Raw genomic sequence first — 23317 nt, 5'->3', positions numbered from 1 at the left:
GGAAATTTATGGCACAGACGATTTTATTCTTGCAACCCCAGCGTGTTTTGCGCCTTATAAGCGTAGTTGCAAGTATCTGTGCCCTGTTTTGCTGTCTAGAACCCTCCGATCAGCCGCCAGTGGAGGCGCGCGAGACGAGGTTACCGCGGTAGCGGAGGCAGATGCCTCCCCGGGAAGGAGCCTGTAACATGGCCAAGAAGAAAGTAACGAAGAAGGCTGCAAAGAAGACCACCAAGAAGGTTGCCAAGAAGAAAAAGAAATAGTCACGTCCCTGCAACCAAAGATACATTGTCATCAAGGGTCGGCGAAAGCCGGCCCTTGTTGCATCTACGCACTGCGGTAGTGCATCGCGAAATAAAAAACCGCCGGGCGCGAGGCCCGGCGGCGAGTGAATGATCACGCGGTCGCTTGCTTACTCTTCTTTCTCAGCCTTGGCAGCGGGCTTCTTCTCTTCCGCGGCGTCCTTCTTCTTGCCCTTGACCTTGGGCGCATCCTTCGATTTGTCCAGGCCCTTCTGGGCATCGGTGAGAAGTTCGACGGCCGAGGCCTTCACGGCGGTGACGATCTCCTGATCGCTCTTGCCTTCGCCGCGCATTTTGGGCGCGGTTTCCATGGCGATGGTTTCGATCTTGGTCTTCTGCGCCGGCGTCACCTTCGCCCACGCCATCTCGCGCAGGACGGTGCGGGAAATGGTGAACCCCATCCAGCGGGACTTCTGCTCGTCGGTGAGCAGGGCCTGGATCTCCGCCTTCTGCTTTTCGTCGAGAGCGGTCTTGTTGGTTTTGATGGCGGCCTTGGCCTCGGCGAGGGCCTTCTTGGCTGCTTCGGTGGCGGCGGCGTCTTTTTTCTGCTTGGCCTCGGTCATGGCCTTTTGAGCGTCGGCGACTTTGGCCTTGTCGGCCTTGGCCGCTTCGACATCAGCCAACTGCTGCGCCTTGACGGTTTCGGCCAGCTTGGTCTGCTGTTCCTCGGTCAATTCGAGGGTCGAGGCCATGATGGCGTATTCGCCCTTGAGACCGGCCTTGAGTTTGGCCTTGGCGGGCGCTTTCTTGACGGGGGCCTTCTTCTCCTCGGCCGCGAGCGGATTGGCGATCCATGCCAGGGCAACCAGGACGCATACGATGCTTCTGAACATGCTCAAACTCCCGAGGGACAGGCTCAGGCGCCTGCAGCGGGTCCCTGCCGCTGCAAGCCAGCGCGGTCGCGGCACGCGCCGCCACCGCCGCACTCCGCGGCAGGAAGGCTCTGTGACAGGATCCCCCGGCCGCATGGGTTCGGTCGAGGATACTGTCGCGATGACGCAAGATCAAATGCAAATCGGAAGGGCCGCCAATACGTCCGGGCGCGCCTACTTATTTTTGCTCTTGTCCAATCCTGGGATGGGCAGGTCCGGCAGGAAGTCGCCGGGTTTGCGCGGGGAGGCCTCGGGCAGCTTGGGAATCAGTCCGCCTTTGAGGATGCCTTCCTTGATCAACTGCTCCATGGCCTTGGCGATCATTGGCTGGATGTTGACCGCTTCGAGGCGCGGGATCACATGCAATCGCGTCCCTTTGAGGGGAATCTCGACGCGCTGCTCACCCAGGACGCGGGAGATGTCATTGATCGGTCCGGCGACCTTGAACTGCTGCAGCACGTCGGGCGTGATCGGCAGCGACATGACCAGGTCGACCTGTTCGTCGTCGACAAACGCGACTGAGCCGCTAAACCGCACGTCGTAGATGCGGGCGTAAACGAGCTTGAAGTTGTCGTAGTGAATGCGCCCGTCTCGAATCTCAAAGTTCACGCTGTCGGTCAGCGCCGGCATCAGAGCGCTGTTGAGCGGCCCCAGGAGCTTGCCCAGCGGTCCGCCGACGCGCAGCTTCAGATCGGCCAGGTTCAGCGCCCCGCGCCCGCGCGCCTGGCGGATCTGCGCCTTGTCCAGAGGCCAGTAGAAATCTTCCATCGCCAGTGAGACGCGTCCTTCGATCCCGACCGCTTCGGCGAAGACCGGGTTGAAGCGGCCCAGAAGATCCTTTCCCAACTCGGCCGATATCTTCAGCGACTTGAGGACCTGGTGTCGTCCCTGGAGGGCGTAGTTGTTGGCCGGTCCGGCGGCCATGACCGTTCCGCCCAGCACGACTTGCCCGTCCATCGCCGGGACGGGCGTGGTGGGAACGCCGACGCGCCCACCGGAGAGCGAAGGCGTCATGCTCGCCTCTTCCATCGTGACGCCGAAGTTGCGGAGCTTGATCGACCGCCAGGAGACGGTGGTCTGCGCCGACAGGTCGCGCCACCCCGGCTGGGCGCCGGGCTTGTTGATGGGGCCGCGAATGAAGAAATCGCCACGCGTCTGGCCCGTTACTGCCAGTTCCCGTTCCACCTCCGGGGCGAACTGCTTGAGCAGTTCCATGATGTAAGGCCATGAACCGGTATACCGCCCGGTGATGTCGGCGTTCATGTCGGTCGTATAGTTGCCAACGGTGCCCGAGGCCGTCATCGTGAAGACGTCCGGCTGGGAGTTGATCTTCAGGGCGCGGATGTTCATCGAGTCGCTCTGGCGGTCGATGGCGATGATCTGGTCGAAGTCGATATTAACCGGCTGAGCCTGACCGGCGACAAAGTTGCTGACGCCGCCGCGACCCTCGATGGAGATGGTCTGTCCGACGGTTTGAAACTGGCCCTTCCAGTTGGCGCGGCCGGACAACTGCAGCGGCGGGGCGGGCTGTCCGCCCTCTTTGCGGGCCGAGGCGGCCAGGGGACGCACCACGTCCATCACCGGCGCCAGGTCGGCGCTGGCGTCGGCGGCGCCCTGCAGCGTGAAGGGCCGCCCCAGCGAGGCGTTCAGGTCGGTGGCTTTGGCGCTGGCGAAGGAACTTTGAAGCGTCGCCGACGCCACCGCCAGGCGCCTGGCGGCTCGGGCGTACTCCAGCCCATTCCAATCCAGGCTGATGGGACCCTTGCCCACAGGGCGATTGTCGACGGCCAGGCCCGCGATATTCATCGTGCCGCTGGAGACGATCGGGCCCCTGGCGGGCGCGGATAACTTGGCGCTTCCGGCAAACTGTCCGGAGTAGCGGTTCAAGGCGCCCGGATCCATCCCCAGCGAATTGGCCCACGACGCCAGCGTCTGGATCTTCGCCTGCTGTAGATCGACCGCGGCGTCCATCGCGCCGGTTCGGAACTCGTACCATCCCTGCCCCTGGACGACCAGTTCGTCGGGAATTCGCACCACCGCCCGCGACAGCGTGATCTTGCGCGGATCGTAATCTTTCATTTCCAGCCGGCTGGTCTGCTCGATCGAGGCCTTGGCGAGCGATTTCGATTTGCCATCTTCCTGCCAGGCGAGGTCGGTCGCCTCGGCGGCCAGAGCCAGATCCACCACCTGCCCGTCGCGAGCGACCGTGGCGGTGCCGCTGAGCGTCCCGCCGGTCAACTGCAGCGCCGTCCCGCTCGCGCCGGCCAAGGTTACGGGAACATGGGCGGCGTTGATCGCAAAGACCGCATCGAGCTTCCGCGCTGAGCCGCTCAGGCTTGCCCGCCCGGCGTCAGAGTCGATGAGACCCTTGCCGATCTGGAGCCCGACGCCGCGCTCGATGTTCATGTCGACGTCGACAGTGCCTTTCTTGATCTCGATCGGCCGTCCCTGGTGGGTCAGGCTGACGGAGGCGAACTTGGCGTCGGCCTTGAGCGACGGCAGCGCCCCGCCGCGCAGCGCGAAGGTGTCCAGTTGCATCGTGCCGCCGCGCAGGACCGTCTGGCCGGGCATGGCGGCCAGGGCGGGGGCCGCCTTGGCCAGGGCGGTGCCATCGACGCGGCCTTTGACGTCGAGCCGCAGCTCGGGCATGGTCGAGGGACGTCCCTCCAGCAGCGCCGCCAGAAGTTCCCGCGCCGACACGCGCCATTTCGACCGCGTGGGATAGTCCAGCTCCACATCGAGGGCGACCGCCGCGCCGGTGGTCTTGATCGTGGCGATGGTGCGGTTGTCGGCCAGTTTCATTTGCCCGCTGAAACTGGCGTCGATGCCCGCCGGCGGCGCGGGTTGTCCCTGCTCGAACGCCTTCACGCCCTGCAGCGAACCGTCCGCCAGCGTCACATCGAGGACGCCTGTGGCGTCGCGCGTGATGCGGGCTTTGGTCGCCAGGGTGCCATGCACCTGCGGCAGATCCACGCCCGCGAGGGCCTGGGCCAGCGTCGCCAGCGCCTGCAGGCGCGACTGCGCGACGTTCACGTCGAAGTGCATGGCCCCGGTGCGGAAGTCGTACCGACCGCTGTCGGAGGCGGCCAGGTCCTGGCCGATGGCGAACTGCCCGCGTTCGACGATCAGTTCGACGGGCCTGCGCTGCTGGACGAGGATGTGGCCGCTCTGCTGCACCGTCGCCTGCTCGACCAGGACGTCCGGGGCGCCGCTGCGGCGGAAATCCCGGGCCGCCAGATTCACCTCCAGGTTCACACGATCATCGCCGGCTTTGGTCATCACCGCGGTTCCCTCGGCCAGCCCCTGTTGCGGCAGGGCGCCGAGGTCGAAGACCTGGCCAAGCTGCGAGCGGAGCTGCCCTATGTCGAGGCGATAGGTCAGGTTCATGTCGGTCGCGGCCCCGGTGGCGGCGGCTTTGAGGAAATCGGAGTCCAGCTTCCCCTGGCGGATCTGGAGTCCTTTTTCGCCCTGGAGGCCCGCGTCAAGGTTCAGCGTGACCGGCTGCAGGGTGATGGTCTTGCCCTCGGCGCGGGCGGCGAAGTCGGTCAAGGCGGCGCGCATGGCGATGGTGGCGTCGGCGCCGCCCTTGACGGACAGGTCGTTCAGCGCCAGCGAACCGCCGGTGATCTTCGCGCCGCCCTGAATGTTCAGCAACGCCGGCACGGAGCGCGCCAGGGCCGCCACGTCAAACGTCCCCGCCGCCTTGAGCGTCAGCTCAGGGAGGTTGAGTTGCCGCCCGCCCCAGATCGCCGACAGGATGTCGCCGCCGGAAAGCTGCGGCAGCGGGGCGTTAAGCGGATATGCAAGCTGCGCCTGGAACGTGCCCGCCCCGCTGGTCAACGCCAGGTTGCCATGGGCCAGCCCGTTCTCGCTGGTGGCCTTGCCCTCAATGCGGACGTCCATCGGGCGCGCGGGACCGTGTTGCGGCCGCGCCGACGTCAGGGCCTTGCCTTCGGCCAGAACCGTGGCATTGATCTTTCGTTGCTCCATGACGGCCGAGGCCCGCAGGCTGGCCGTTCCCTGAAAGGGCAGCGAGGCGTCGGCGAAGTGGACCAGCGGGGCGAGGTTCACGCCCTGATCGGTCGCGACCTGGAAGTTTCCCGTGATCCGGTCGAGCCCCTTTTCGAAGCCCTCCTGCACGTTATCGAGGTCCACGGTTCCGCCGACGGCGCCGCCGGAGGCCAAACTGCCGCGGAATCGCCCGTTGATCCGGTCCAGCGTGTTCAGCGTCAAGTCGGCGTTGATCTGCTGCACGTCGATCGCCCGCCCGTCGAGGCGGCGCAACATCAGTTGCCCGTCAATCACGACCACCTGCCCCGCCAGGTCCGGCAGCTTGCCGGAAGGCTCCTCCTCCCGCGGTTGATCCACATAAACCGTCACGCGGGGCTCGGTGAGGGTCGCCTTCTCGAAGCGGTACGGGCTGAAGATCAGCCCCAGCAGCCCCTTCTGCAACTGCACGTTCTTGACCAAAGCCACGTCCCTGCCCTGCTCGTCGACCACGCGAACGTCGCTGGCCTGGCACGGACCCAGCCATGTCAGCGACACGTCGTCGGCGGCGACGGACTGATCGATGCGATCATTGACCGCCCGCAGGACCAGGTCCGTCCCGGCGCGGGTCGAGATCAGATAAGGGGCTGCAAACACCAGCGCCGCCAGCAGCACCGCGACGGCCGCCACGATCCACGGCCACCTCCGGCGGCGCGGGGCGTCAGAGGGGTTGGTGTGAGCGCCGGGGTTGGTAGAATGTTCTGCCATGACAGACCTCCTCGTGTCTGTGCCACTATAGCCTGTGCGAATTCCCACTTCAGATGTCGGCGGTCACTGCTTGCCGGTCTTGCCGCCATACGACTGCAGCCATGCCGGCACCAGCCGGGCCTGTTCCTGCTTCAACACCGCGGCGATAACGGCAGGCAGGATCCGCGCGACGATCACGCTGACGGGCTGACCGCTGCCGGCGGCGACGTCATTGAGTTCGATCGGGGGCACGTCGATCACGCGCGGACGCTGTGCCCCCAGAGGGTAGTAGTTCGCCCGGACGCCCTCGAGCACGACGCGGTCGAGGCGGATCTTCCGGCCCTGCTGGCCTTGCCGCCCCAGGCGAGACAGGCTCGCCAGCACGCGGTCGGTGTTGAGGCCGCCACTGGACTGCTCGATGTTGATCTCCAGCCCCTTGATCCGGAACTCCGTCAGCACCATTGTGCCGGAGAAAATGCTGGCCGGCTCGACCTGCGAGTCCAGGTGCTCCAGGCGCATCAGGTGGGCGCTGCGGAATCCGTCGGGGTTCGACACCACCATGCCGTCAAGCGCCAACCGCCCCTGGGTCAGTTCGATGCTCATGGACTCGACGGCCGCAGGAACCTGCAGCGCGTACGTGGCGCCGCTTTGGACCCCTTGGCGCGCCAGCGTGTCCAGCGCCAGCAGCAGGGCCGAGGCCGCAACGCCAAGGACGGCCGTGGCTACCAGAGCGATCTTGAGCGGTTGTTTCACGTACGAATCCTATTCCTTATCGAGGGGCCCGCAGCCTATTTTGGCACAAGAAAAAGTCGTACGCCATCAAGAAACATTTGCGTGGCGATCACGACCAGCACCATTCCGGCAAGACGTTTGACGACCGTGAGGCCGCGCCGCCCCAGCAGGCGCTGGATGGGTTCGCTGGCGGCGAGGATGGCCGCGGTGGCCGCCCACGCCGACAGCAGCGCCAGCACCCACTCGCCCAGGCGGTTGGGGTGCTGGGTCGCCAGGATCAGCAGCATGGTCATCGTCGCCGGACCGGCGACTAGCGGAATCGCCAGCGGCACGATGAACGGTTCGTGCTCGACGCGCCCCAGCAGGTCGCCCTCGAGGGCGAAGACCATCCGCAACGCCACCAGGAACAGCACGATGCCGCCGGAAATGTTCAGCGCCGGTTCCTTGATGTGCAGCACCGCCAGGACGTGCGCGCCGGTCAGCAGAAACGTCAGCAGCACCAGCAGCGAGATCATCAGCTCGCGGATCAGCACGCTCCAGCGACGCTGCGGCGGTATGTCGCCCAGAATCGCCACGAAGATCGGGAGGTTGCCCATCGGGTCCATCAGCAGGAACAGCAGGATTGTCGCCGACAACAGCGTCATGCTATCTTTCCCTGTCACGGAACCGTGCCCGCCGCCGGTGGTTAAAGATACAGCCGATGGACGAAGTTGCAAAGCGGTTGTGGACACTGGGGGTCACGGCAGTCCTTCGGTTACTGAACAATATCGCGGTGTATGTATGATTCGAGTGATGACAGTCATTTTGTCGCTACTGTCGGCAGTCTCGCTCGCCCAGGCCCAACCCAAGAGCGAGCGCACCGGTCAGTGGACCAGCAGCGTCGTGGGCAAAGCCCTGGCCACGGAATTATACGTGCCCGAAGGCAAGCCCCCGCGCCAGGGCTGGCCGGGCATCATCTATCTCAAAAATCTCAACTATCCCCGCATCGCCCAGGACGACGACCAGACCGTCATCGCCGACCTGCTCAAGGACGGCTGCGTGGTCCTGACGATCGACTACGCCAAAGACCCCAAGGCCGTGGCGCCGCAGATTCTACCCGACCTGCGATTCATGCGTGGCCACCTTCGCGGCGGGCGCGGATACAACGGCATGTTCGCCCCGCACCGCGTCGACGACGCCAACTGCCGGATCATTCCTGCCGGCTACCGCCTGGCGCGAAACATCCAGTTCTACGGCGAGGCGGGCAAAGGCTTCTGCATGGACGTGTGCTACCCGTCCAAGCCGCTGCGCCCGGCGCCAGTGGTGGTGCAGGTTGCCAGCGACAACGCCAACCGCAACGGCAACGACGTCCAGTGGATCCATAACGACCTGCTCGTGGAAGGCTTCCTCACCCGCGGATACGCCGGCGCCTGGATCGACAACCCCATGAGCAAGCGGCGCTATGTCGGCTATGATCGCATGCCCGACGTGGCGGTGATCATTAAGGCCGCCATCCGCGCCCTGCGCGCCGGGGCCCAGAAGTACCACCTCGACGCCGATCACATCGGCTTGACCGGTTTCTCCCACGCCGCCAGCCAGGCGGCTTTGGCGGCAATGTCCGGCGGCATCAAGGATCTCGAACAAGGCCCCAACCTCGACGTCTCCTCGCGCGTTCAGGCCGTGTTGCTCAACGCCGGAACCCTCGATTACCTCGGATTGCTCAACGAACGCCCCAAGACCGGCGAGTTCTACGCCGGATTCCTGGGCGACCCCAAAACCAACCGCAGCGTCTGGGAGCAGCACAGCGCGTTGTACTATGTGACGGCCGACGACCCGCCGACCTATCTCTCCGTCGGCGCGCGGGACTACGTACACCGGCCCCAGGTCGAGCTGATGGCCGCGGCGATGAAAAAGGCCGGCGTCGAATGCAAGCAGGCGATCACGCCCAACCTCGGCCACCAGGTCACCGCCTCGGCGGACGTGCTGGCGGACATCTACCAGTTCTTCGACCTGCATCTGGTTCCCTCCGGCGCGGCAGGGGGCGACGACGAGAATCAGCAGCAGCCCACCGCCACCCCCTGACGCTCTGTGGTAGAATCAGCGGCACAGCCCTGGTGGCACAGCCTTTCCAGGCTGTGTCCCATAGAGAACGACCTCAGGCCCCAAAGCCTGTGCCACGGGAGAGTCGGATGAAAAGTGCGTGGAGCATCTTGTTGACGATGGCCCCGGTCCTGCTGGGCGCTGCGATTGTCCTGGCCCAGACGGCAACCTCGCCCGCCCCCGCCACGCAGCCTGCCGTCCTAAAACGCATGGCCCCATATAAGATGAAGGAATTCATCATCGGCTCGTGGCCGTTCCACAGCGACTACGACGAGAACTTCTGCCTGCGATATAAAGCCGCCGGATTCAACACCCTCATCGACAGCCCGGCGATCCTCGACCTGGCTGAGAAGACCGGGCTCAAGGTCATCATCCACACCGCCCTCAAGCCGGTGATGGACAAAACCTCCGGCCGGTTCACCGGCAAGTTCGACATGGGCGGTTACGCCCACCTGCCGGAAATTCAGTGGTTCCACAAAACGTACGGCCACAAGGCCGCCCTGGTCGGCTACCTCGTCAACGACAACTGCACCCTGCACGACTACACCATCGACGTCTGCCGCTGGATGCGGACCAACTGCCCGGAGCAGATCCCCTTCATGTCGCACAATCCCGACGCCGGCGGACAGGCCAAGGTCGTCGACGCCCTGCCGATCATCAGTTCGCAGAATTACCCGTACGGCTATAACAACGAATGGCCCGAGAGCAAAAAGCGGTTGGAGTTCTGCAAGCGACTGGAAGAAGACCGCCGCCACGCCAACGCCAACGACATGGTCATCTGGCCGATCTTCGCTGTCTACGGCGGGACCAATCCCGACGGCAAGGGCGCCAAACGCTGCGACCTCTCGCCCTCGCAGATTCGCTTTCAGGCCTTCAGCTCGATCGCTTACGGCGCGCAGGCGCTGTGGTACTTCGCCTACTCCTCCAAGCGACCGGTCTGGAAAGACGGCGGCTCGGTGCGGACGGCCGTGACGTACTGCAACGACTATATCGTGCCCGAGGTCGGTCCGCGCGTCCTGGGCACGCGCAGCGTGGGCGTCTTCCACGCCAAGGGCGCCGACGACGCGCCCGAAGGCAGCCCGGCGCTGGCCGAAGATCGCATCGTTGAAAGTATGGACGAGAATCTGCTGGCCGGCGTGCTGATGGGCGAAGAGGATTTTGCCGCGGGCAAATCCACGCCCGCGTATCTGCTCGTCGTCGACAAGCGCACGGTGCAGGACGGCCAACCCGACCCGCCCGCGCGCACGGCGAGCGTTTCGCTGGGTCCGCAGGTCCGCAAGGCGACGATCCTGGGCAACAAGGCGCGGACCGGCAGCGTCAACGGCAACCTGGTGACGCTGACGCTCATCGGCGGCGACGGCGTGCTGCTGAGATTGGAATGATTTCCAATTGCCAATTTCCAATTTGCAATTGAACAACAAGATGCCCAAGCGGGCGTTCAGGCAAATTGGAAATTGAAAATTGGAAATTGGAAATGTCCCGATGGCGATTTCTATCCGAACGCGCATGATCGTGACGCTCAACCTGCTGGTGCTGGCGGTGGCGCTGGCGGCGGGGTGGGGGGCTGTCGTCGTGGCCCAGAACGCCATCGAGAAACGCCTGCTGGTGGATGTCGCCGACAGCACCTGCCGGCTCCTGTCGAGCATGAACCTGCCCCTGAGCGACACGCTCATGAACCACCTCAAGCAGATCTACGGCGCCGACGCGGTGGCCGTCGGGCACGGCGGAGCGGTGCTGGGCTCGTCGCTGCGCCCGCAGGAAACCTCGGCCCTGCAGACCTTGCTGCGCCGCGGCGCGCCCGAGCAGGGGCCCGTCACACTCGGCGCCGACGCCTACCACCTGGGCACCGGACGCATCGAGCGGTTGAGGCCCGACGGCAAGGCCGAACAGGCGCGGCTGTATCTGCTCGTGCCCGCTGAGCAGCTTGCCGCCGCCAAGGCCGACGCGGCGCGTCGGATGGCCGTGGCGACGCTGCCGGCTATCGGCGCCGCCACGCTGCTGGCGGTGACCTTGTCGATGACGCTGACGCGTCCGATCCGTCGTCTGGCCGCCCAGATGGACCGAATGGCCGCCGCCGCCGATAACGAGGCGCCCCTGTCAGGCGGCCGTTCCTCAGCCGCCATGTCCTCTGGAATGGCCAAGGGTCCGGCGGAACTGGTGAGACTGGCCGAATCCTTCGACCATCTGCTGGAGCGCCTCCGCCAGGCCCGCGAAAGCCTGGCCCGCTCGCAGCGCCTGGCGACGCTGGGCAAGCTGGCCGCCTCGGTGGTGCATGAGATCCGCAACCCACTCTCGGGCATCGCCATGAACGTGCGGGTGTTGCAGGACGAACTGGCGCGGCACAACATCGACGACCGCAGTGCTGCCCTAATCCGCCGCGAGATCGAACGCCTGGACCTGTACATCCAGGAACTCATGGGCCTGGCGACCGCCCAGGCGCAGGGACCGCTCGACGCCAAGGCCCTGGCTGCCCTGGCGCCGATCAGCCTGATCGAACCGGCCGACTCCGTCGCCGAGCTGCTGCAAAGCCGCTGCGGACACGCGGGCATCGAGGTGACGCGCCGCTATGACACGTTGGCCCCTGCCGTGCGTGCCGACAGCGGACACATGCGCCAGGTCATCATGAATCTCGTGCTCAACGCGATGGCCGCTATGCCCGCCGGCGGAAGGCTCACGCTGTCGCTGGCGAAAAGCGGCCGCGCGACGCGGCTGAGCGTGATCGACACCGGGCAGGGGGTCGTCGCCGCCGGGCAGGATATCTTCGACCCCTTCGTCTCGACGCGCAGCGACGGAGCGGGCCTGGGCCTCTACGTCTGCCGCGGGATCGTCATCCGCTACGGCGGGCGCATCGGCTATAATCCGTCCCCTGCCGGAACGGGCACGGAGTTCTGGTTCGAGCTTCCGGGAGATCTCACCGCAGAGATCGCGGAGAACGCAGAGAAGAGATGAAGAGGATGAAGGGATGAAGGGATGAATGGATGAGTGGATGGGTGGATGGGTGGAGAATCATCCATCCAACCATCCTTCCATCCAATCATCCAACCTCCTCCTCTTCCTCTCGGCGATCTCTGCGACCTCTGCGGTGAAATAGAATGCAGCAAAACGCCGACAAGACGCTGCTGATCATCGACGACGAAGAGTCGATCTGCTTTGCATTCGAGCGGTTCTTCTCGCGGCGGGGGTGGTGCGTCCGCGTGGCGTCGACAGCCGCTGGAGGGCTGGCAGCGTATCGCGACGCGCCGGCCGACGTGGTGTTTGTCGATGTGCGCCTGCCCGACGGCAGCGGGCTGGATGTGCTGGAGTCGCTGCTGAAAGACGACCCGGCCGCGCGGGTGATCGTGATGACCGCCTATGGCACGCTTGAGACCGTCACCCGGGCGGTGCGGGGCAAGGCGTTCGAGTACCTCGTCAAGCCGGTCGACCTGGACCGCTCGGCCGAACTGGCCCAGCGGGCGCTCGATTCGCGCCGCGCGCCGCAGCCGCCGGTCGTGCATGACGGCCCGGTCAGCGCCATGGTCGGTTCATCCCCGGCCATGCAGGATGTCTACAAGCGCGTGGCGCTGGTGGCCGCCGCCGACGGCGCGGTGCTCATCCTGGGCGCCACCGGAACGGGCAAGGAACTCGTCGCCCGGGCGATCCACACGCACAGCCGCCGCGGCAGCGGGCCGTTTGTGGCTGTCAACTGCGGCGCCCTACCCCAGCCGCTGGTCGAGAGCGAGCTGTTCGGCCACGTGCGAGGCGCCTTCACCGGCGCCGACGCCGACCGTGCGGGGCGCTTCGAAGCGGCAGACAGCGGCACGCTCTTCCTGGACGAAGTGGGGGAGTTGCCCGCCGAAACGCAGGTCAAGCTGCTGCGCGTGCTCGACTGCCAGACCATCGAACGCGTCGGCTCCGTCAAACCCATCAGCCTCAACGTGCGAGTCATCGCCGCGACCAATCGTGACCTCGAAGCCGCCATCGCGGCTGGACGCTTCCGCCCCGACTTGTACTACCGCCTGGCGGTCATGCGGATCGAACTGCCCACCCTCGCCCAGCGAGCGGGAGACATCCTGCCCCTGGCGAGGCATTTCATCGCCGCCCGCGCCAACGGCGGAGCCTCCCAAGGTCTCGACGCCGCAGCCGCCGCGGCGCTCGAGGCTTACCCCTGGCCCGGAAACGTGCGGGAACTCAAGAACGCCATCGAGCACGCCGTCGCCCTTGCCGGCGCCGGACCGATCCTGCTCGAACACCTGCCCCAGACCCTGAGAGATGGGTGGCATGGCGACACGCAAGAGCGGGCCTGCCTGCCGGCAGGCAGGTCGCCATGTAGCTCGCCCGAGACCTTCGTCAAATCCCTCGACGCCCGAGCGGGCGATCTGTATCGCGCCGCCATCGAACCGGTCGAGGCCGCCGTCATCCGCCGCGCCCTCGATCAGTGCCAGGGCAACCAGTCCGACGCCGCTCAACTGCTGGGCCTGCACCGCAACACCCTGCGGAAAAAAATCCGCGAGCTGGGGATCGAGTGAAACATTTCCAATTTCCGATTTTCAATTTCCAATTGAACAACAGATAGTCCGCCCATCGCCCTACGAATGCTCTTCAATTGGAAATTGCCAATTGGAAATTGGAAATCGTCCTCCGCAGTGGTAGAACACTCCCCATTACCCGCATTCCATCCTGAAAGGATAGATCATGAAGAATGTCCGTTGGGGCCTTTTGGCGTGTGGCGGTATTGCCGGGGCCTTTGCTCATGGGCTTAAGCAGACCGACAGCGGCAAGGCTGTCGCCGCGGCCAGCCGCTCCCTCGACAAGGCCAAGAAGTTCGCCGAGCAGTGGGGCATCCCCAAGGCCTACGGCAGCTATGAAGAACTGCTGGCCGATCCGGAGATCGACGCGGTCTATATCTCCACGCCGCACCCGATGCACGCCGAGTGGGCGGTCAAAGCCGCTGACGCCGGTAAGCACATCCTGTGCGAGAAACCGCTTGCGATGAACCAGTACGACGTGCAGACGATCATCGAAGCCGCCCGGCGCAACGACGTGCTGCTGATGGAAGCCTTCATGTACCGCTGCAACCCGCAGACGGCCAAGCTCGTCGAGCTGATCCGCGACGGGGCCATCGGGCAGGTCAAGATGATCAGCGCCGCCTTCGCCTTCCAGTGCGGCTATGGCAACCTGCAGAGCCGGCTGATGAACCCGGCGCTGGGCGGCGGGGGCATTCTGGACGTCGGCTGCTACACCGTCTCGATGGCGCGCCTGATCGCTGGAGCGGCGCTGGGCAAGGACGTCGCCGAACCCATCGACGTCCAGGGCATGGGCCGCCTCGGCCAGACCGGTGTCGACGAGTGGGCCGTCGCCAACCTGCGGTTCCCCAACGACATCATCGCCCGCCTGGTCACCGGCGTGCAGCTCAGCCAGGACAACCAGGTCGTCATCCACGGCAGCGACGGCGTCATTACGATCCCCTCCCCGTGGTTCTGCCAAGGTCGCGAGGCCGGCAAGGTTTCCTTCAAGCTCGTCTCCTATAGTAAGGGCGAGCAGCAAATCGAGATCGACGTGCCCAAGGGCATCTATGCCATCGAGGCCGATGTGGCCGCCGCGGCCATCGAAAACCGTCAGGCCCCCTCGCCGGCGATGACGCCCGCGGATAGCCTCGGCCAGGCCATCACGCTCGACAAGTGGCGCGCCGCCATCGGCCTGAGCTATCCGTGCGAAACCGTCGAGGCGTACGCCCAGACAGTCAGCAAGCTGCCGCTGGCGGCCCGCCAGCCCAACAAGATGCCCTACGGCGAACTGCCCGGCGTGGGCAAGAAGATCTCGCGGCTGGTCATGGGCACGATGGTGCAGCAGAATATCGCCCATGCGACAGCCCTGTTCGACGAGTTCTTCGCCCGCGGCGGCAATGCTTTTGATACGGCTCATATCTACGGCGGCGGTAACACCGAAAAGCTGCTGGGCCTGTGGATCAAGAACCGCAACATCCGCGAGCAGGTCGTCGTCATTATCAAGGGCGCCCACACGCCGTACTGCAATCCCAAGGCCCTGGTCGAGCAGTTCATGATCAGCCTCGAACGCGTCGGCACGCCCTATGCCGACATTTACATGATGCACCGCGACAATCCGGAGATCCCGGCTGGCGAGTTCGTCGACGTGCTCAACGAGCTCAAGGGCAAGGGCCTCGTGCGCGCCTTCGGCGGCAGCAACTGGAGCATTAAGCGATTCGAAGAAGCCAACGCCTACGCCGCCAAGAACGGCAAGACGCCCTTTGCCGCCCTGAGCAACAACTTCTCCCTGGCGCAGATGGTCAACCCCGTCTGGGCGGGATGCGTGGCCGCCAGCGAACCGACGAACCTCGCCTGGCACCTCAAGACGCAGACGCCCAACCTGGCCTGGTCGAGCCAGGCCCGCGGGTTCTTCGTGCCGGGCATGGCCGCTCCGGACAAGACCGACGACCCGTTCATGATGCACTGCTGGTACAGCGAAGACAACTTCAAGCGCCAGGCCCGCTGCTTCGAGATGGCCAAAAAGAAGAACGTCCACCCGATGGCGATCGCCCTGGCGTACGTGCTGGCCCAGAAGTTCCCGCAGTGGGCGATGGTCGGCCCGGCCACCCTCGCCGAAGGCGTCCCTTCGTACGAGGCGTTGAACGTGGCTCTCACCGACGCCGACGTGGCGTGGCTGAACCTGGAAAGCTGATCGCCCGGCGCTATCGCGGCTGGAGCGAGTTGACGATGTCCTTGATTCGCGCCGTGGCCAGGGCCACGCACGTGTCGGCGGACCCGTAGTACATCCAGAGGTCGTCGCCGCGCTGCAGCGTGCCGGTAGGGAAGACCACGTTGGGCATCAAGCCCGAGGTCTCGTAGATCTCGGTGGGCTTGAAGATGCATTTGCCCGAGGTGGCCAGCACCTTGTGCGGGGCGTCGCGGTCGAGCATGGCCGCCCCCGCGCGGTAGATGTACTTGCCGCCGTACATCTTCACGCCGTGGTAGAGCATCAGCCATCCCTGGTCGGTCAGCAGCGGCGGCGGACCGGCGCCGATGCGGTTGGCGTCCCACGCCGGACCGTGCCCTTCCTCGAGCACGCAGTGCGGTTCGCCCCAGTCGGCCAAATTTCGCGAGTAGGCGATCCAGATGTTCTCGATGCCCCCGCCGGCGTCGGGGCGGTGCAGCGCCGCGTAGCGGTCGCCGACCTTGCCCGGCAGGATCATCGCGTCTTTGTTATTGGGAGGGAAGATCAACCCCACGCGTTCGACGCTGGCAAAGTCTTTCGTGCGCGCCAATCCGACAGCCGCCCCGGACGGCGAATACGCCGTGTACGTGATGAACCAGCTTTGCTGGTCTTCCAGCCACGTGACGCGCGGGTCTTCGCAGCCCCACTTCTCATAGCGCCATTCGGGCTGCCCGTACCGCAAGAGGGGCTCTTTCTCGATCTTCCAACCGGTGACGCCGTTGAGACTGCGCGCCACGTGGATGCTCGAAAACCCGTTGGCGTTCTCCACGCGCAGCAAGAGCACGACCTGCCCGTCCTGTTCCGTGACGCCGGGGTTCAGGACGGCTTCAGCGTCGACGGGCAGATCGTGAACCGTCAGAATCGGATTGTGTTCCGAGCGGACAAATAAATCCTTCATGCTCTCCTCCCGGCGCCAGTCTGACTTAGAGAGACGATGACCATCGCCCCGAAGCGGCGGCCGTACTTTCCGCGCCGACCATCTCGAAGATCGCCCGGCAGAACGCCGGCAGATCGTCGGGCTGGCGGCTGGTGATCAAGTTGCCGTCGATGACGACTTCTTCATCGCGGTAGTTCGCCCCGGCGGCGCGGATGTCGTCGCGCACCCCTGCCCAGCAGGTCGCGCGCTTGCCCTCGATCACGCCGGCCGAGACGAGAATCTGCGCCCCGTGGCAGATGGCCGCCACGCACTTGCCGGCCTCGAACATCTGCCGCGTCACGCTGACGGCCTTGTCGCTGAGCCGCACGGTCTCGGGCCCTTTGCCTCCGGGCAGAAAGAGCATGTCATAATCCTCGGCGTCAATATCGTCGAACGACAAATCGGCCTCGATCGTGTACCCATGCTTGCCGGTGATCGGCCCGGCCTTGGGCCCGGCCACATCTACCTCGAACCCCTGTTCCTTGAACCGGTAGAGCGGGTAGAACAATTCCAGATCCTCCACGCCATCGGCAGCCAGAATGAGAACTTTCATGGCAGTTCCCTCCGTTACTGAGTGTTATTGCCCCTGTCTCTTAGAAAGTATAGGCACGCGCGGGCGCGTTGTAACGCGGCGAGGGTGCCACGCACAACTCCGTTGTGCGTGCCCATCAGGGTGTCTTCGGTTTGGAACGATCTCAAGCGGCTGGCGGATTGATTGCAGCCAGGAACTCGGCAGGCGACACGACGACGATGTCCGCTTTGCGGAAATGGCCGGGATTGCGCGTGACGAGGTAGGCAGATCGGGATCGGACGGCGCAGACGAATTGGATGGCGTCTTCAAAATCATCCAGCCCCGAGTCGATGGCCTGATTGATGATCTGGCTGTCGCAGGCTACTGTCAAAGGAAAGGCGGCGGGATTCTCGCAAAAGAATCCCGCCGCCTGTTCAAAACTTCCAAAGCGGCAGCTCTGGCTGCCGCACTCCACAGTTAACTCGGATTCGGCACGTATGAGCCGCCGCGGCAGGCCTTGAGGTAGTTCAGGCCGCGGACCTGGCCGGTCATTTCCAGCTCGCCGCGATACACCGGATCGTGCCAGCCTTCGATGTCGATGCTGCCGACGAAGCCGTTCATCCGCAGGATCGTGATCACGTCGGTCCAGTTCGTGTCGCCAAAGCCCGGTGTCCGGTGCCAGGCGAACTGGTGCGGGCCGTCAACGCCGTGCTCGCGCACCACGTTCCAGTCCACCGTGCCGTCCTTGCCGTGCAGGCAGAAGACCTTCTTGGCGTACTTGCGCAGCTGCGGGATCGGGTCGATCAGGCTGACCATCTGGTGGCAGGGTTCCCACTGCAGGCCGATGTTCTTGGCGGGCACTTCGTTGAACATCATGTCCCAGGCGGTGGGGTTGTGGGCGCAGTTCCAGTCGCCGCGCCACCAGTCGCCGCCCATGTCGCAGTTTTCAAAGGCGATCCGCACGCCCTTGTCGGCAGCGCGCTTGGCCAGCTCGCCGAAGAACTTCTTGTAGGCGGGCATCGAATCGGAAATCGGCTTGTTGATCACGCGACCGGCGAAACCGGTCACCAGGTCGCAGCCGAACAGGTGGCAGTTGTCCACCAGCGTCTTCCAGCCGGCGACGGAGTCCTTGTAGTTGCCGGCTGTCGGGTCCAGCGGGTTTCCGAAAAAGCTGATCGAGCTGATGACCGCCCCGCTGCCGGCCAGGGTTTCCTTGACGTCGGAGGAGATCTTCTTCAGGTCGGCCCCGCCGAGGCTGCCGAACCACGTGATCGAAAACGACTCGAACCCGTAAGGCAGGATCTGCTTGATGTAAGCAGCGGTGTTGGGTCCGCCGCCGGCGAGCGTGCCGATACGGATGCCTTCGGGGCAGGGTTTCGGAGCGGATGCTTTAACAGTTTTTGCTTTTGCCATGGAACGGTTCCTTTTTGTGGAGTTAGTTCTTCAATCGGATGGATGGATGTTTTGGATGGATGGGCGCTGGTCCACTCATCCATTCATCCATCCATCCCTGGTGGTTACAGTTTCACGCGCTTTCCGGTCTTGGACGACTCGATCACGCCATGCACCATCGCCAGCGACTTGATATTGTCGTCGCAGGCAGTCTGCGGTTTCTTGCCGGTGCGGATGAACGCCAGCATCTCGCGCAGCGCCCCGTGCATGCCGCCGAACTTCATCGGCGCCTCGTCGGCCGTGATGTCCTTGAGCTGGCGGAAGAAGCCTTCCTTGTTCTGGATGACCTGCCCGGTGGGCACCTGGTCGTGATGGTAGAGCAGCGTGCCCTTGTCGCCGATGAAGCGCCAGTCGCCGTTCCAACTCGTGTGGCAGCCTTCGGAGCACCACGAGCCGCGATAGCAGAACATGACGCCATTGGTCATTTCAAAGATGGCCATCGCCGAGACGTCGCCCTTGTACCACGAGCCCTTGGGGTTGAACTCCTTGGCGTACACGGCCACCGGATCGGTGCCGGTCATGTACCGGGCCAGGTCGAACTGGTGGATCGCCATGTCCAGGATCAGCGGGCTGTCCATTGCGTCGCGGAAGCCGCCGAAGTGCGCGCCGATGTAGAAGTCGCAGTTGAAGGTCGTCAGCGTGCCAATGCGGTTCTTCTGCAGCGTCTTGCGGACGCGCGTTTCGTTGCCCTGCCAGCGGCGGGACTGGCTGACCATGTACATCTTCTTCGTCGCCTTGGCCGTCGCGCACATCTTGCGGGCTTCGGCCATGCTCGAGGCCATGGGCTTTTCGCCGATGACGTGGCAGCCGGCCTTGAGGGCGGTGCAGGTCACCGCGCAGTGGGCTTCGGGGATCGTCAGGTCGACGACGAAGTCCGGGCGGGTCTTCTTGAGCATGTCGGCCAGATCGGTGCCGACGGGGCAATCGAGCTCGTAGTCTTTCAAGCGGGCCTTGGCTCGCTCGACATCGAGGTCGACGATGCCGACAATGTTGACCTTCTCGGCCTTGAGTGGGGGAAACCAGGCGCCCGCAATACCGCCGGCGCCGACGACGACTGCCTTTTCCTTAGCCACGTTGTGCTGCTCCTATTAGTGTTGGCAAACGCCGGACGAGCTACATTTCGCAGGCCCGGATGAATTCTTCCGCTTCCTTCTTCGACGGCGCCCAGCAGGGGAACATGAACTGCTTGAAGCCCGCGCCGAACTCGCGCTTGAACGCGTTCACGCGGTCGCGCGACACCCCGTGAATGTAGATCTTCTTGCCCGCCTCGATCGTGCGATGATACAGGTCGAACCACGCCTCGTGCTGCGCCGGCTGAACGTTGCCCGTCCCGGGCGTCCACTGCAGCATCGTCAGGTTCTTGAGGCTCATCAGGTGACCGTGGTGCTGCAAGGCGCACGGGCCATCGAAGTGGTACATGCAGTAATCCAGGCGGCCGGTCATCTCCTCCAGCACCGGCATCATGAACTCCTTGAACATGTCTGCCGAGATCATCGCCGAGAAGTCGCACTGGAGCTTGCTCATCCGCCCCGGCGCCCAGGCCCAGAACGAGCTGCCGCCGCGATCGTCCTTCATCAACTCATACAGCGCGTCGTAGCAGCGGAAGTACTCGCGCGTGATCTGCGACAGCGCGCCCTTGACCCACTGCGGCCGCTCGATCAGGTCCATCAGCAGCGTCTGCGTGTCGCGCATAGCCGCCAGCGTATCCAGGCCCTCGATCAGGTCCGGAAAGCCAATGAACCAGCGGTTCTTCCCGCGCGCCAGCCACTCCTTCGTCAGGCGCATGGTGAAGTTCCAGTAGAAGTTGTTCTCCAGATCAGCCTTGAACGCCGCCGTCTCGGGCGAGGCGATGGTCGGTTCGCACCAGACGGTGCCGGTGCCCTCGACGCCCTTGCACCCCAGATACAGCGCCAGGCAGTTGGGCGCCAGGTCCGGGCTGACGGTCGGCAACGCCTCGGCGGCGTAGCAGCCGCCCGCCGCCCATACCGGACCGACGGCCGCCCGGAAGGCGTAATCCTTCACCGTGTAATTTCCTGCCGTGACGCCCGGCGGGGTTTCGATGGGCTTTTCGAACTCGGGCAGGGGCTTCTCGCGCGGGTAGGACAGCAGCAGGGCGGGTCGGCCGATGTCGCCGCCGTTCCACCAGGTGGTCAGGCGGTCGCGTGCGGCGTCGATGTGTTCGCGTGAGGCGATGTCGTACATTGTGATTTCCAGCGGCTCAGGGGTTTCGAACGATGTCGCCGACGAGCTTGAACTTTTCCATGGTCACGCCGGGCGGGCAGGAGTCGGAGTTAGCCAGCACAAAAGGCCCGCCGGCCGCGTCGGCGATCACGCCGCGCACGTAGGGTTCGAGCTGCTCGATGCTCAGGTTGAGGAACATCGTCGGCTCGATGCCGCCGATGATGCCCATGCGGTTGCCCATTGCCCGGCGGGCGTCGGCGATGGAGATGTCGCCCGTCGGCGGCGGCGAGATGCTTTCGATCACGCTTGTGCCGTGGGCCACCATCCGCTTGATCAGCGCCTTGACGTTCCCGCAGGCGTGCTGGACGTACTTCTTGCCCGCCGCGGCCATGATGTCGCACCACTGTCCGATCTCGCTGCCGATGAACTGGTCGTACTGCGTGGGCGAATAATTCTGCGTGCCGCTGTCTTCCCAGGTCAGGAAGTACGTCAGGTCCTCGCATTGGCAGGCGAGGCGAACGGCCTCAAGGTCGTTGGCGACCATCTGCTGCCACAGGGTCTTGACGGTTTGCGGGTAGTCCACGCCGGCGTAGACGAGTTCTTCGGTGCCGACCAGGTGCTCGACCATGCTCTGGTACGCGCTCTTGCAGCGGGGGATGAGCATGCCGATGGTGAGCCCCTCGCCCCCGGCGCCGGCAAGGTGGTCTTTGACGTACTGGTCGTTATAGACGTACTTCTGACGCTCTTCGATCCAGAGCCAGACCTTGAAGTCTTCTTCCTTCTTCAGCGCGTGCTCGACGAGGAACGACGTGTTGCCCTGCGGGCTGGGCTTGTAGCCGCTTCGCACCGAGCCGACCGGGGTCTCGATGACGGTGATGTTGACGCCGTTCTCCTCGAACGAGCGGTACTCGATCTCGCTGGGCCCGCTGCCCTGGACCGGCCCGCCGGCGCCGCGCCACATGGGGTCGGCCCCGACGCGGCGCAGGAACTCGGGCTGACCCAGTTCCTGGATTTCCTTGGGGAAATGTTCCCACACGTACGCCAGGAACGGCGACCAGGGAGTGCGGTCGGTGGGCTGCCCCTCCAGAGCGGCAACGATCCGCTCCTTGCTTGTCATTTTCTGCATCATTGGCCTGCCAGCGTGAAGGGGGTATTAACACCCCGCTGCCCGCGAGTGTCAATAGCTCGTATTTATGAAAAACGAACAACCGACGACGAGGACGAGGACGAGGACGAGTACGGCTGGGAGAGCTCACTTCGTCCTCCTCGTCGTCCTCGTCCTCGTCGTCGGTTTTGGTTTATACCGGCTGCTACGGGTTGTATTCTTTCTCGGTCGAGAATGGCGATGCGGGCAGCCCTTCTTTGTTGGTCAGATTCGGCACGGCAGCGTTATCCCAGCCGAAGCGGACATTGGCCGGTTCCTTGACCTCGGGGGCTGAGACGATCACGCTCTTGCCGTCGGGGCTGATCTTCGCGACGGCCTTGACGAACTTGCCGTCAGCGCCGGCGATCTCGAACCAACTCAGCTCTTCGCCGCTCTTGGGGCGGATCGCCAGGCTGGCCGAGTTGCACAGGTCGAAGCTCACGACGGCCTCGCTGCCCTTGATCTCCATGCTCTTGTACAGCGGGCCGCTGTAGACGAGGTCCTTTTTACCATACGCCTGGTGCAGGGCGGACAAGGCCAGACGCCTGCCGACGTCCCACTTGTTTCGCGGGTGGATGTTGGCCATGCCGTCGGAGCACAGGTCGGTGCAGATAGCCATCCCGGTGTTGGGGACCTTGGCCAGCGTCACGCGCTGGGCTTGCCAGAGCTTGGCTAGTTCCTCCGCGCGGTACAGCTTCACCGAGCAGGGGACGATCTGCACGAAGTGGAAAGGCAGATCCGGGCGGCCCCAAGCCTTGCGCCACGCCTCGATGAGTTTCTGGTGCTTGTCGAGGTACTTCATGCCGTCTTTGCGTTCGATGGCGTTGGCCTCGCCCTGGTACCAGATCACGCCGCGGATGGTCATGCCGGTCAGCGGCTGGATCATGCCGTAGTGCTTTCCGTCGGGCATCCACTCTTCGATGAAGGCTCCGCCCACCGAAGCGACGACGATGCCGACGGGCACCTTGAGTTCCTGGTGCAGATTGCGGGCGAAGTAGAACCCGCATCCGGAGAACGTTGCCACGCTGCCGCGATTGCACGGCTGCCACCCGCGCCCCTTGTTCGGGCGGATGTTGTTCAGGCGAATGTTCGGGAAGTCCGTCTCGCCGATGAACTTGGTCCAGCGGTCTTTGCTCCAGATGCTCTTCATCTCGAGGTACATGTTCGACTGCCCCGAGCCGACCCACACCTCGCCCACCAGCACGTCCTTGACGACGGCGGCGCCGTCTCCGCTGATCGCTTTGAGCTCGGCGCCCTTGTCGCTGGCGGCGAGCTTGTCGAGCGTGACCTTCCAGTTGCCGTCCTTGTCCGCCTCAGCGGTCTTAGACTGCTCGGCGAAGGTGACGGTGACCTTTTCGCCGGCGGCGGCCCCGCCGCCCCAGACGTTCACCGGCAGGTCGCACTGAAGCACCATGTTGTCGCCGAAGACGCCGGCGAAGTTCACGCCGGCCCAAACCGGTGCGGCGGCAAGAAGGATAAACAGACCAGCGGCAGTACGCGCGATTGAGCGATAGTTCATGGCAAGCCCTTTCTGGCAGACTTTAACCCGGCCAAAGGCGCCTTGTTACGAGACAGGAGTGAAACGGATGCGTGGATGAATGGATGGGTGGATGGATGAAAAAACAAGACTCTGGTCATGTACCCAACCATCCAACCATCCAACCATCCAATCATCCAATCATCCGG

At 64.4% G+C, this 23317-nt stretch carries 18 protein-coding genes; 5 read left to right on the top strand and 13 right to left on the bottom strand.

The genetic code is table 11. The features are described from left to right. Nucleotides 1-109: 109 nt before the first annotated feature. The 5 genes from ABFD92_08710 to ABFD92_08690 all read right to left on the bottom strand — a co-directional run bounded on the left by ABFD92_08710 (nt 110) and on the right by ABFD92_08690 (nt 7284). Nucleotides 110-400: a hypothetical protein gene (locus ABFD92_08710; GenBank protein MEN6504604.1), complete on the bottom strand. Its 291-nt coding sequence runs from the start codon at nt 398-400 to the stop codon at nt 110-112. 12 nt (nt 401-412) lie between these two features. Then, nucleotides 413-1135 (bottom strand): hypothetical protein, encoded by a 723-nt coding sequence (locus tag ABFD92_08705; protein MEN6504603.1) that lies wholly within the window; start codon nt 1133-1135, stop codon nt 413-415. Between the two features lie 213 nt (nt 1136-1348). Further along, a complete protein-coding gene (locus tag ABFD92_08700) occupies nt 1349-5929 on the bottom strand; it encodes a hypothetical protein (GenBank protein MEN6504602.1) in 4581 nt (1526 codons plus the stop codon). A gap of 63 nt (nt 5930-5992) precedes the next feature. Then, entirely contained in the window at nt 5993-6661 is a 669-nt protein-coding gene (locus ABFD92_08695; GenBank protein MEN6504601.1) for a hypothetical protein, read from the bottom strand. A gap of 35 nt (nt 6662-6696) precedes the next feature. Then, complete coding sequence (locus tag ABFD92_08690) at nt 6697-7284, bottom strand: MarC family protein (GenBank protein ID MEN6504600.1); 588 nt, start codon at nt 7282-7284, stop codon at nt 6697-6699. A 148-nt stretch (nt 7285-7432) separates the two neighbouring features. On the opposite strand from ABFD92_08690, the gene ABFD92_08685 reads away from it, so the two are divergent. From ABFD92_08685 to ABFD92_08665, 5 genes are all read left to right on the top strand, one after another. Next, nucleotides 7433-8701 (top strand): prolyl oligopeptidase family serine peptidase, encoded by a 1269-nt coding sequence (locus ABFD92_08685; GenBank protein ID MEN6504599.1) that lies wholly within the window; start codon nt 7433-7435, stop codon nt 8699-8701. Between the two features lie 107 nt (nt 8702-8808). Beyond that, a complete protein-coding gene (locus tag ABFD92_08680; protein MEN6504598.1) occupies nt 8809-10101 on the top strand; it encodes a hypothetical protein in 1293 nt (430 codons plus the stop codon). A 100-nt stretch (nt 10102-10201) separates the two neighbouring features. Then, a complete protein-coding gene (locus tag ABFD92_08675) occupies nt 10202-11668 on the top strand; it encodes an ATP-binding protein (protein MEN6504597.1) in 1467 nt (488 codons plus the stop codon). Nucleotides 11669-11811: 143 nt separating this feature from the next. Then, on the top strand, nt 11812-13224 hold the full coding sequence (locus ABFD92_08670) for a sigma-54 dependent transcriptional regulator (GenBank protein ID MEN6504596.1): 1413 nt from the start codon (nt 11812-11814) through the stop codon (nt 13222-13224). Nucleotides 13225-13390: 166 nt separating this feature from the next. Further along, on the top strand, nt 13391-15394 hold the full coding sequence (locus ABFD92_08665) for an aldo/keto reductase (protein MEN6504595.1): 2004 nt from the start codon (nt 13391-13393) through the stop codon (nt 15392-15394). A 10-nt stretch (nt 15395-15404) separates the two neighbouring features. Here ABFD92_08665 and ABFD92_08660 read toward each other — a convergent pair whose 3' ends face one another. The 8 genes from ABFD92_08660 to ABFD92_08625 form a co-directional block, all read right to left on the bottom strand. Then, entirely contained in the window at nt 15405-16325 is a 921-nt protein-coding gene (locus ABFD92_08660; GenBank protein ID MEN6504594.1) for a glycosidase, read from the bottom strand. Between the two features lie 25 nt (nt 16326-16350). Then, nucleotides 16351-16896, bottom strand: coding sequence for a type 1 glutamine amidotransferase domain-containing protein (locus ABFD92_08655; GenBank protein ID MEN6504593.1), 546 nt, complete (start codon nt 16894-16896; stop codon nt 16351-16353). Between the two features lie 142 nt (nt 16897-17038). Then, complete coding sequence (locus tag ABFD92_08650; GenBank protein MEN6504592.1) at nt 17039-17329, bottom strand: hypothetical protein; 291 nt, start codon at nt 17327-17329, stop codon at nt 17039-17041. Nucleotides 17330-17331: 2 nt separating this feature from the next. Then, nucleotides 17332-18267: a sugar phosphate isomerase/epimerase gene (locus ABFD92_08645; GenBank protein MEN6504591.1), complete on the bottom strand. Its 936-nt coding sequence runs from the start codon at nt 18265-18267 to the stop codon at nt 17332-17334. A 104-nt stretch (nt 18268-18371) separates the two neighbouring features. After that, nucleotides 18372-19379: a Gfo/Idh/MocA family oxidoreductase gene (locus ABFD92_08640; protein MEN6504590.1), complete on the bottom strand. Its 1008-nt coding sequence runs from the start codon at nt 19377-19379 to the stop codon at nt 18372-18374. A 40-nt stretch (nt 19380-19419) separates the two neighbouring features. Further along, entirely contained in the window at nt 19420-20508 is a 1089-nt protein-coding gene (locus ABFD92_08635; protein ID MEN6504589.1) for a hypothetical protein, read from the bottom strand. A gap of 16 nt (nt 20509-20524) precedes the next feature. Further along, nucleotides 20525-21604: a uroporphyrinogen decarboxylase family protein gene (locus ABFD92_08630; GenBank protein MEN6504588.1), complete on the bottom strand. Its 1080-nt coding sequence runs from the start codon at nt 21602-21604 to the stop codon at nt 20525-20527. Nucleotides 21605-21797: 193 nt separating this feature from the next. Continuing rightward, nucleotides 21798-23150 (bottom strand): sialate O-acetylesterase, encoded by a 1353-nt coding sequence (locus tag ABFD92_08625; GenBank protein MEN6504587.1) that lies wholly within the window; start codon nt 23148-23150, stop codon nt 21798-21800. Between the last annotated feature and the right edge of the window lie 167 nt (nt 23151-23317).

It is taken from the genome of Planctomycetaceae bacterium, assembly GCA_039680605.1.
Classification (GTDB): domain Bacteria; phylum Planctomycetota; class Phycisphaerae; order SM23-33; family SM23-33; genus JAJFUU01.
This window is presented reverse-complemented; position numbering and strand designations above follow the sequence as displayed.

What these genes read in the sequence shown, in the direction of transcription:
- ABFD92_08655 (MEN6504593.1), bottom strand. Translation starts at nt 16,896, where the DNA reads ATGAAAGTTCTCATTCTGGCTGCCGATGGCGTGGAGGATCTGGAATTG.
- ABFD92_08625 (MEN6504587.1), bottom strand. Translation starts at nt 23,150, where the DNA reads ATGAACTATCGCTCAATCGCGCGTACTGCCGCTGGTCTGTTTATCCTT.
- ABFD92_08680 (MEN6504598.1), top strand. Translation starts at nt 8,809, where the DNA reads ATGAAAAGTGCGTGGAGCATCTTGTTGACGATGGCCCCGGTCCTGCTG.
- ABFD92_08690 (MEN6504600.1), bottom strand. Translation starts at nt 7,284, where the DNA reads ATGACGCTGTTGTCGGCGACAATCCTGCTGTTCCTGCTGATGGACCCG.
- ABFD92_08700 (MEN6504602.1), bottom strand. Translation starts at nt 5,929, where the DNA reads ATGGCAGAACATTCTACCAACCCCGGCGCTCACACCAACCCCTCTGAC.
- ABFD92_08670 (MEN6504596.1), top strand. Translation starts at nt 11,812, where the DNA reads ATGCAGCAAAACGCCGACAAGACGCTGCTGATCATCGACGACGAAGAG.
- ABFD92_08660 (MEN6504594.1), bottom strand. Translation starts at nt 16,325, where the DNA reads ATGAAGGATTTATTTGTCCGCTCGGAACACAATCCGATTCTGACGGTT.
- ABFD92_08645 (MEN6504591.1), bottom strand. Translation starts at nt 18,267, where the DNA reads ATGGCAAAAGCAAAAACTGTTAAAGCATCCGCTCCGAAACCCTGCCCC.
- ABFD92_08675 (MEN6504597.1), top strand. Translation starts at nt 10,202, where the DNA reads ATGGCGATTTCTATCCGAACGCGCATGATCGTGACGCTCAACCTGCTG.
- ABFD92_08630 (MEN6504588.1), bottom strand. Translation starts at nt 21,604, where the DNA reads ATGACAAGCAAGGAGCGGATCGTTGCCGCTCTGGAGGGGCAGCCCACC.
- ABFD92_08665 (MEN6504595.1), top strand. Translation starts at nt 13,391, where the DNA reads ATGAAGAATGTCCGTTGGGGCCTTTTGGCGTGTGGCGGTATTGCCGGG.
- ABFD92_08635 (MEN6504589.1), bottom strand. Translation starts at nt 20,508, where the DNA reads ATGTACGACATCGCCTCACGCGAACACATCGACGCCGCACGCGACCGC.
- ABFD92_08705 (MEN6504603.1), bottom strand. Translation starts at nt 1,135, where the DNA reads ATGTTCAGAAGCATCGTATGCGTCCTGGTTGCCCTGGCATGGATCGCC.
- ABFD92_08685 (MEN6504599.1), top strand. Translation starts at nt 7,433, where the DNA reads ATGACAGTCATTTTGTCGCTACTGTCGGCAGTCTCGCTCGCCCAGGCC.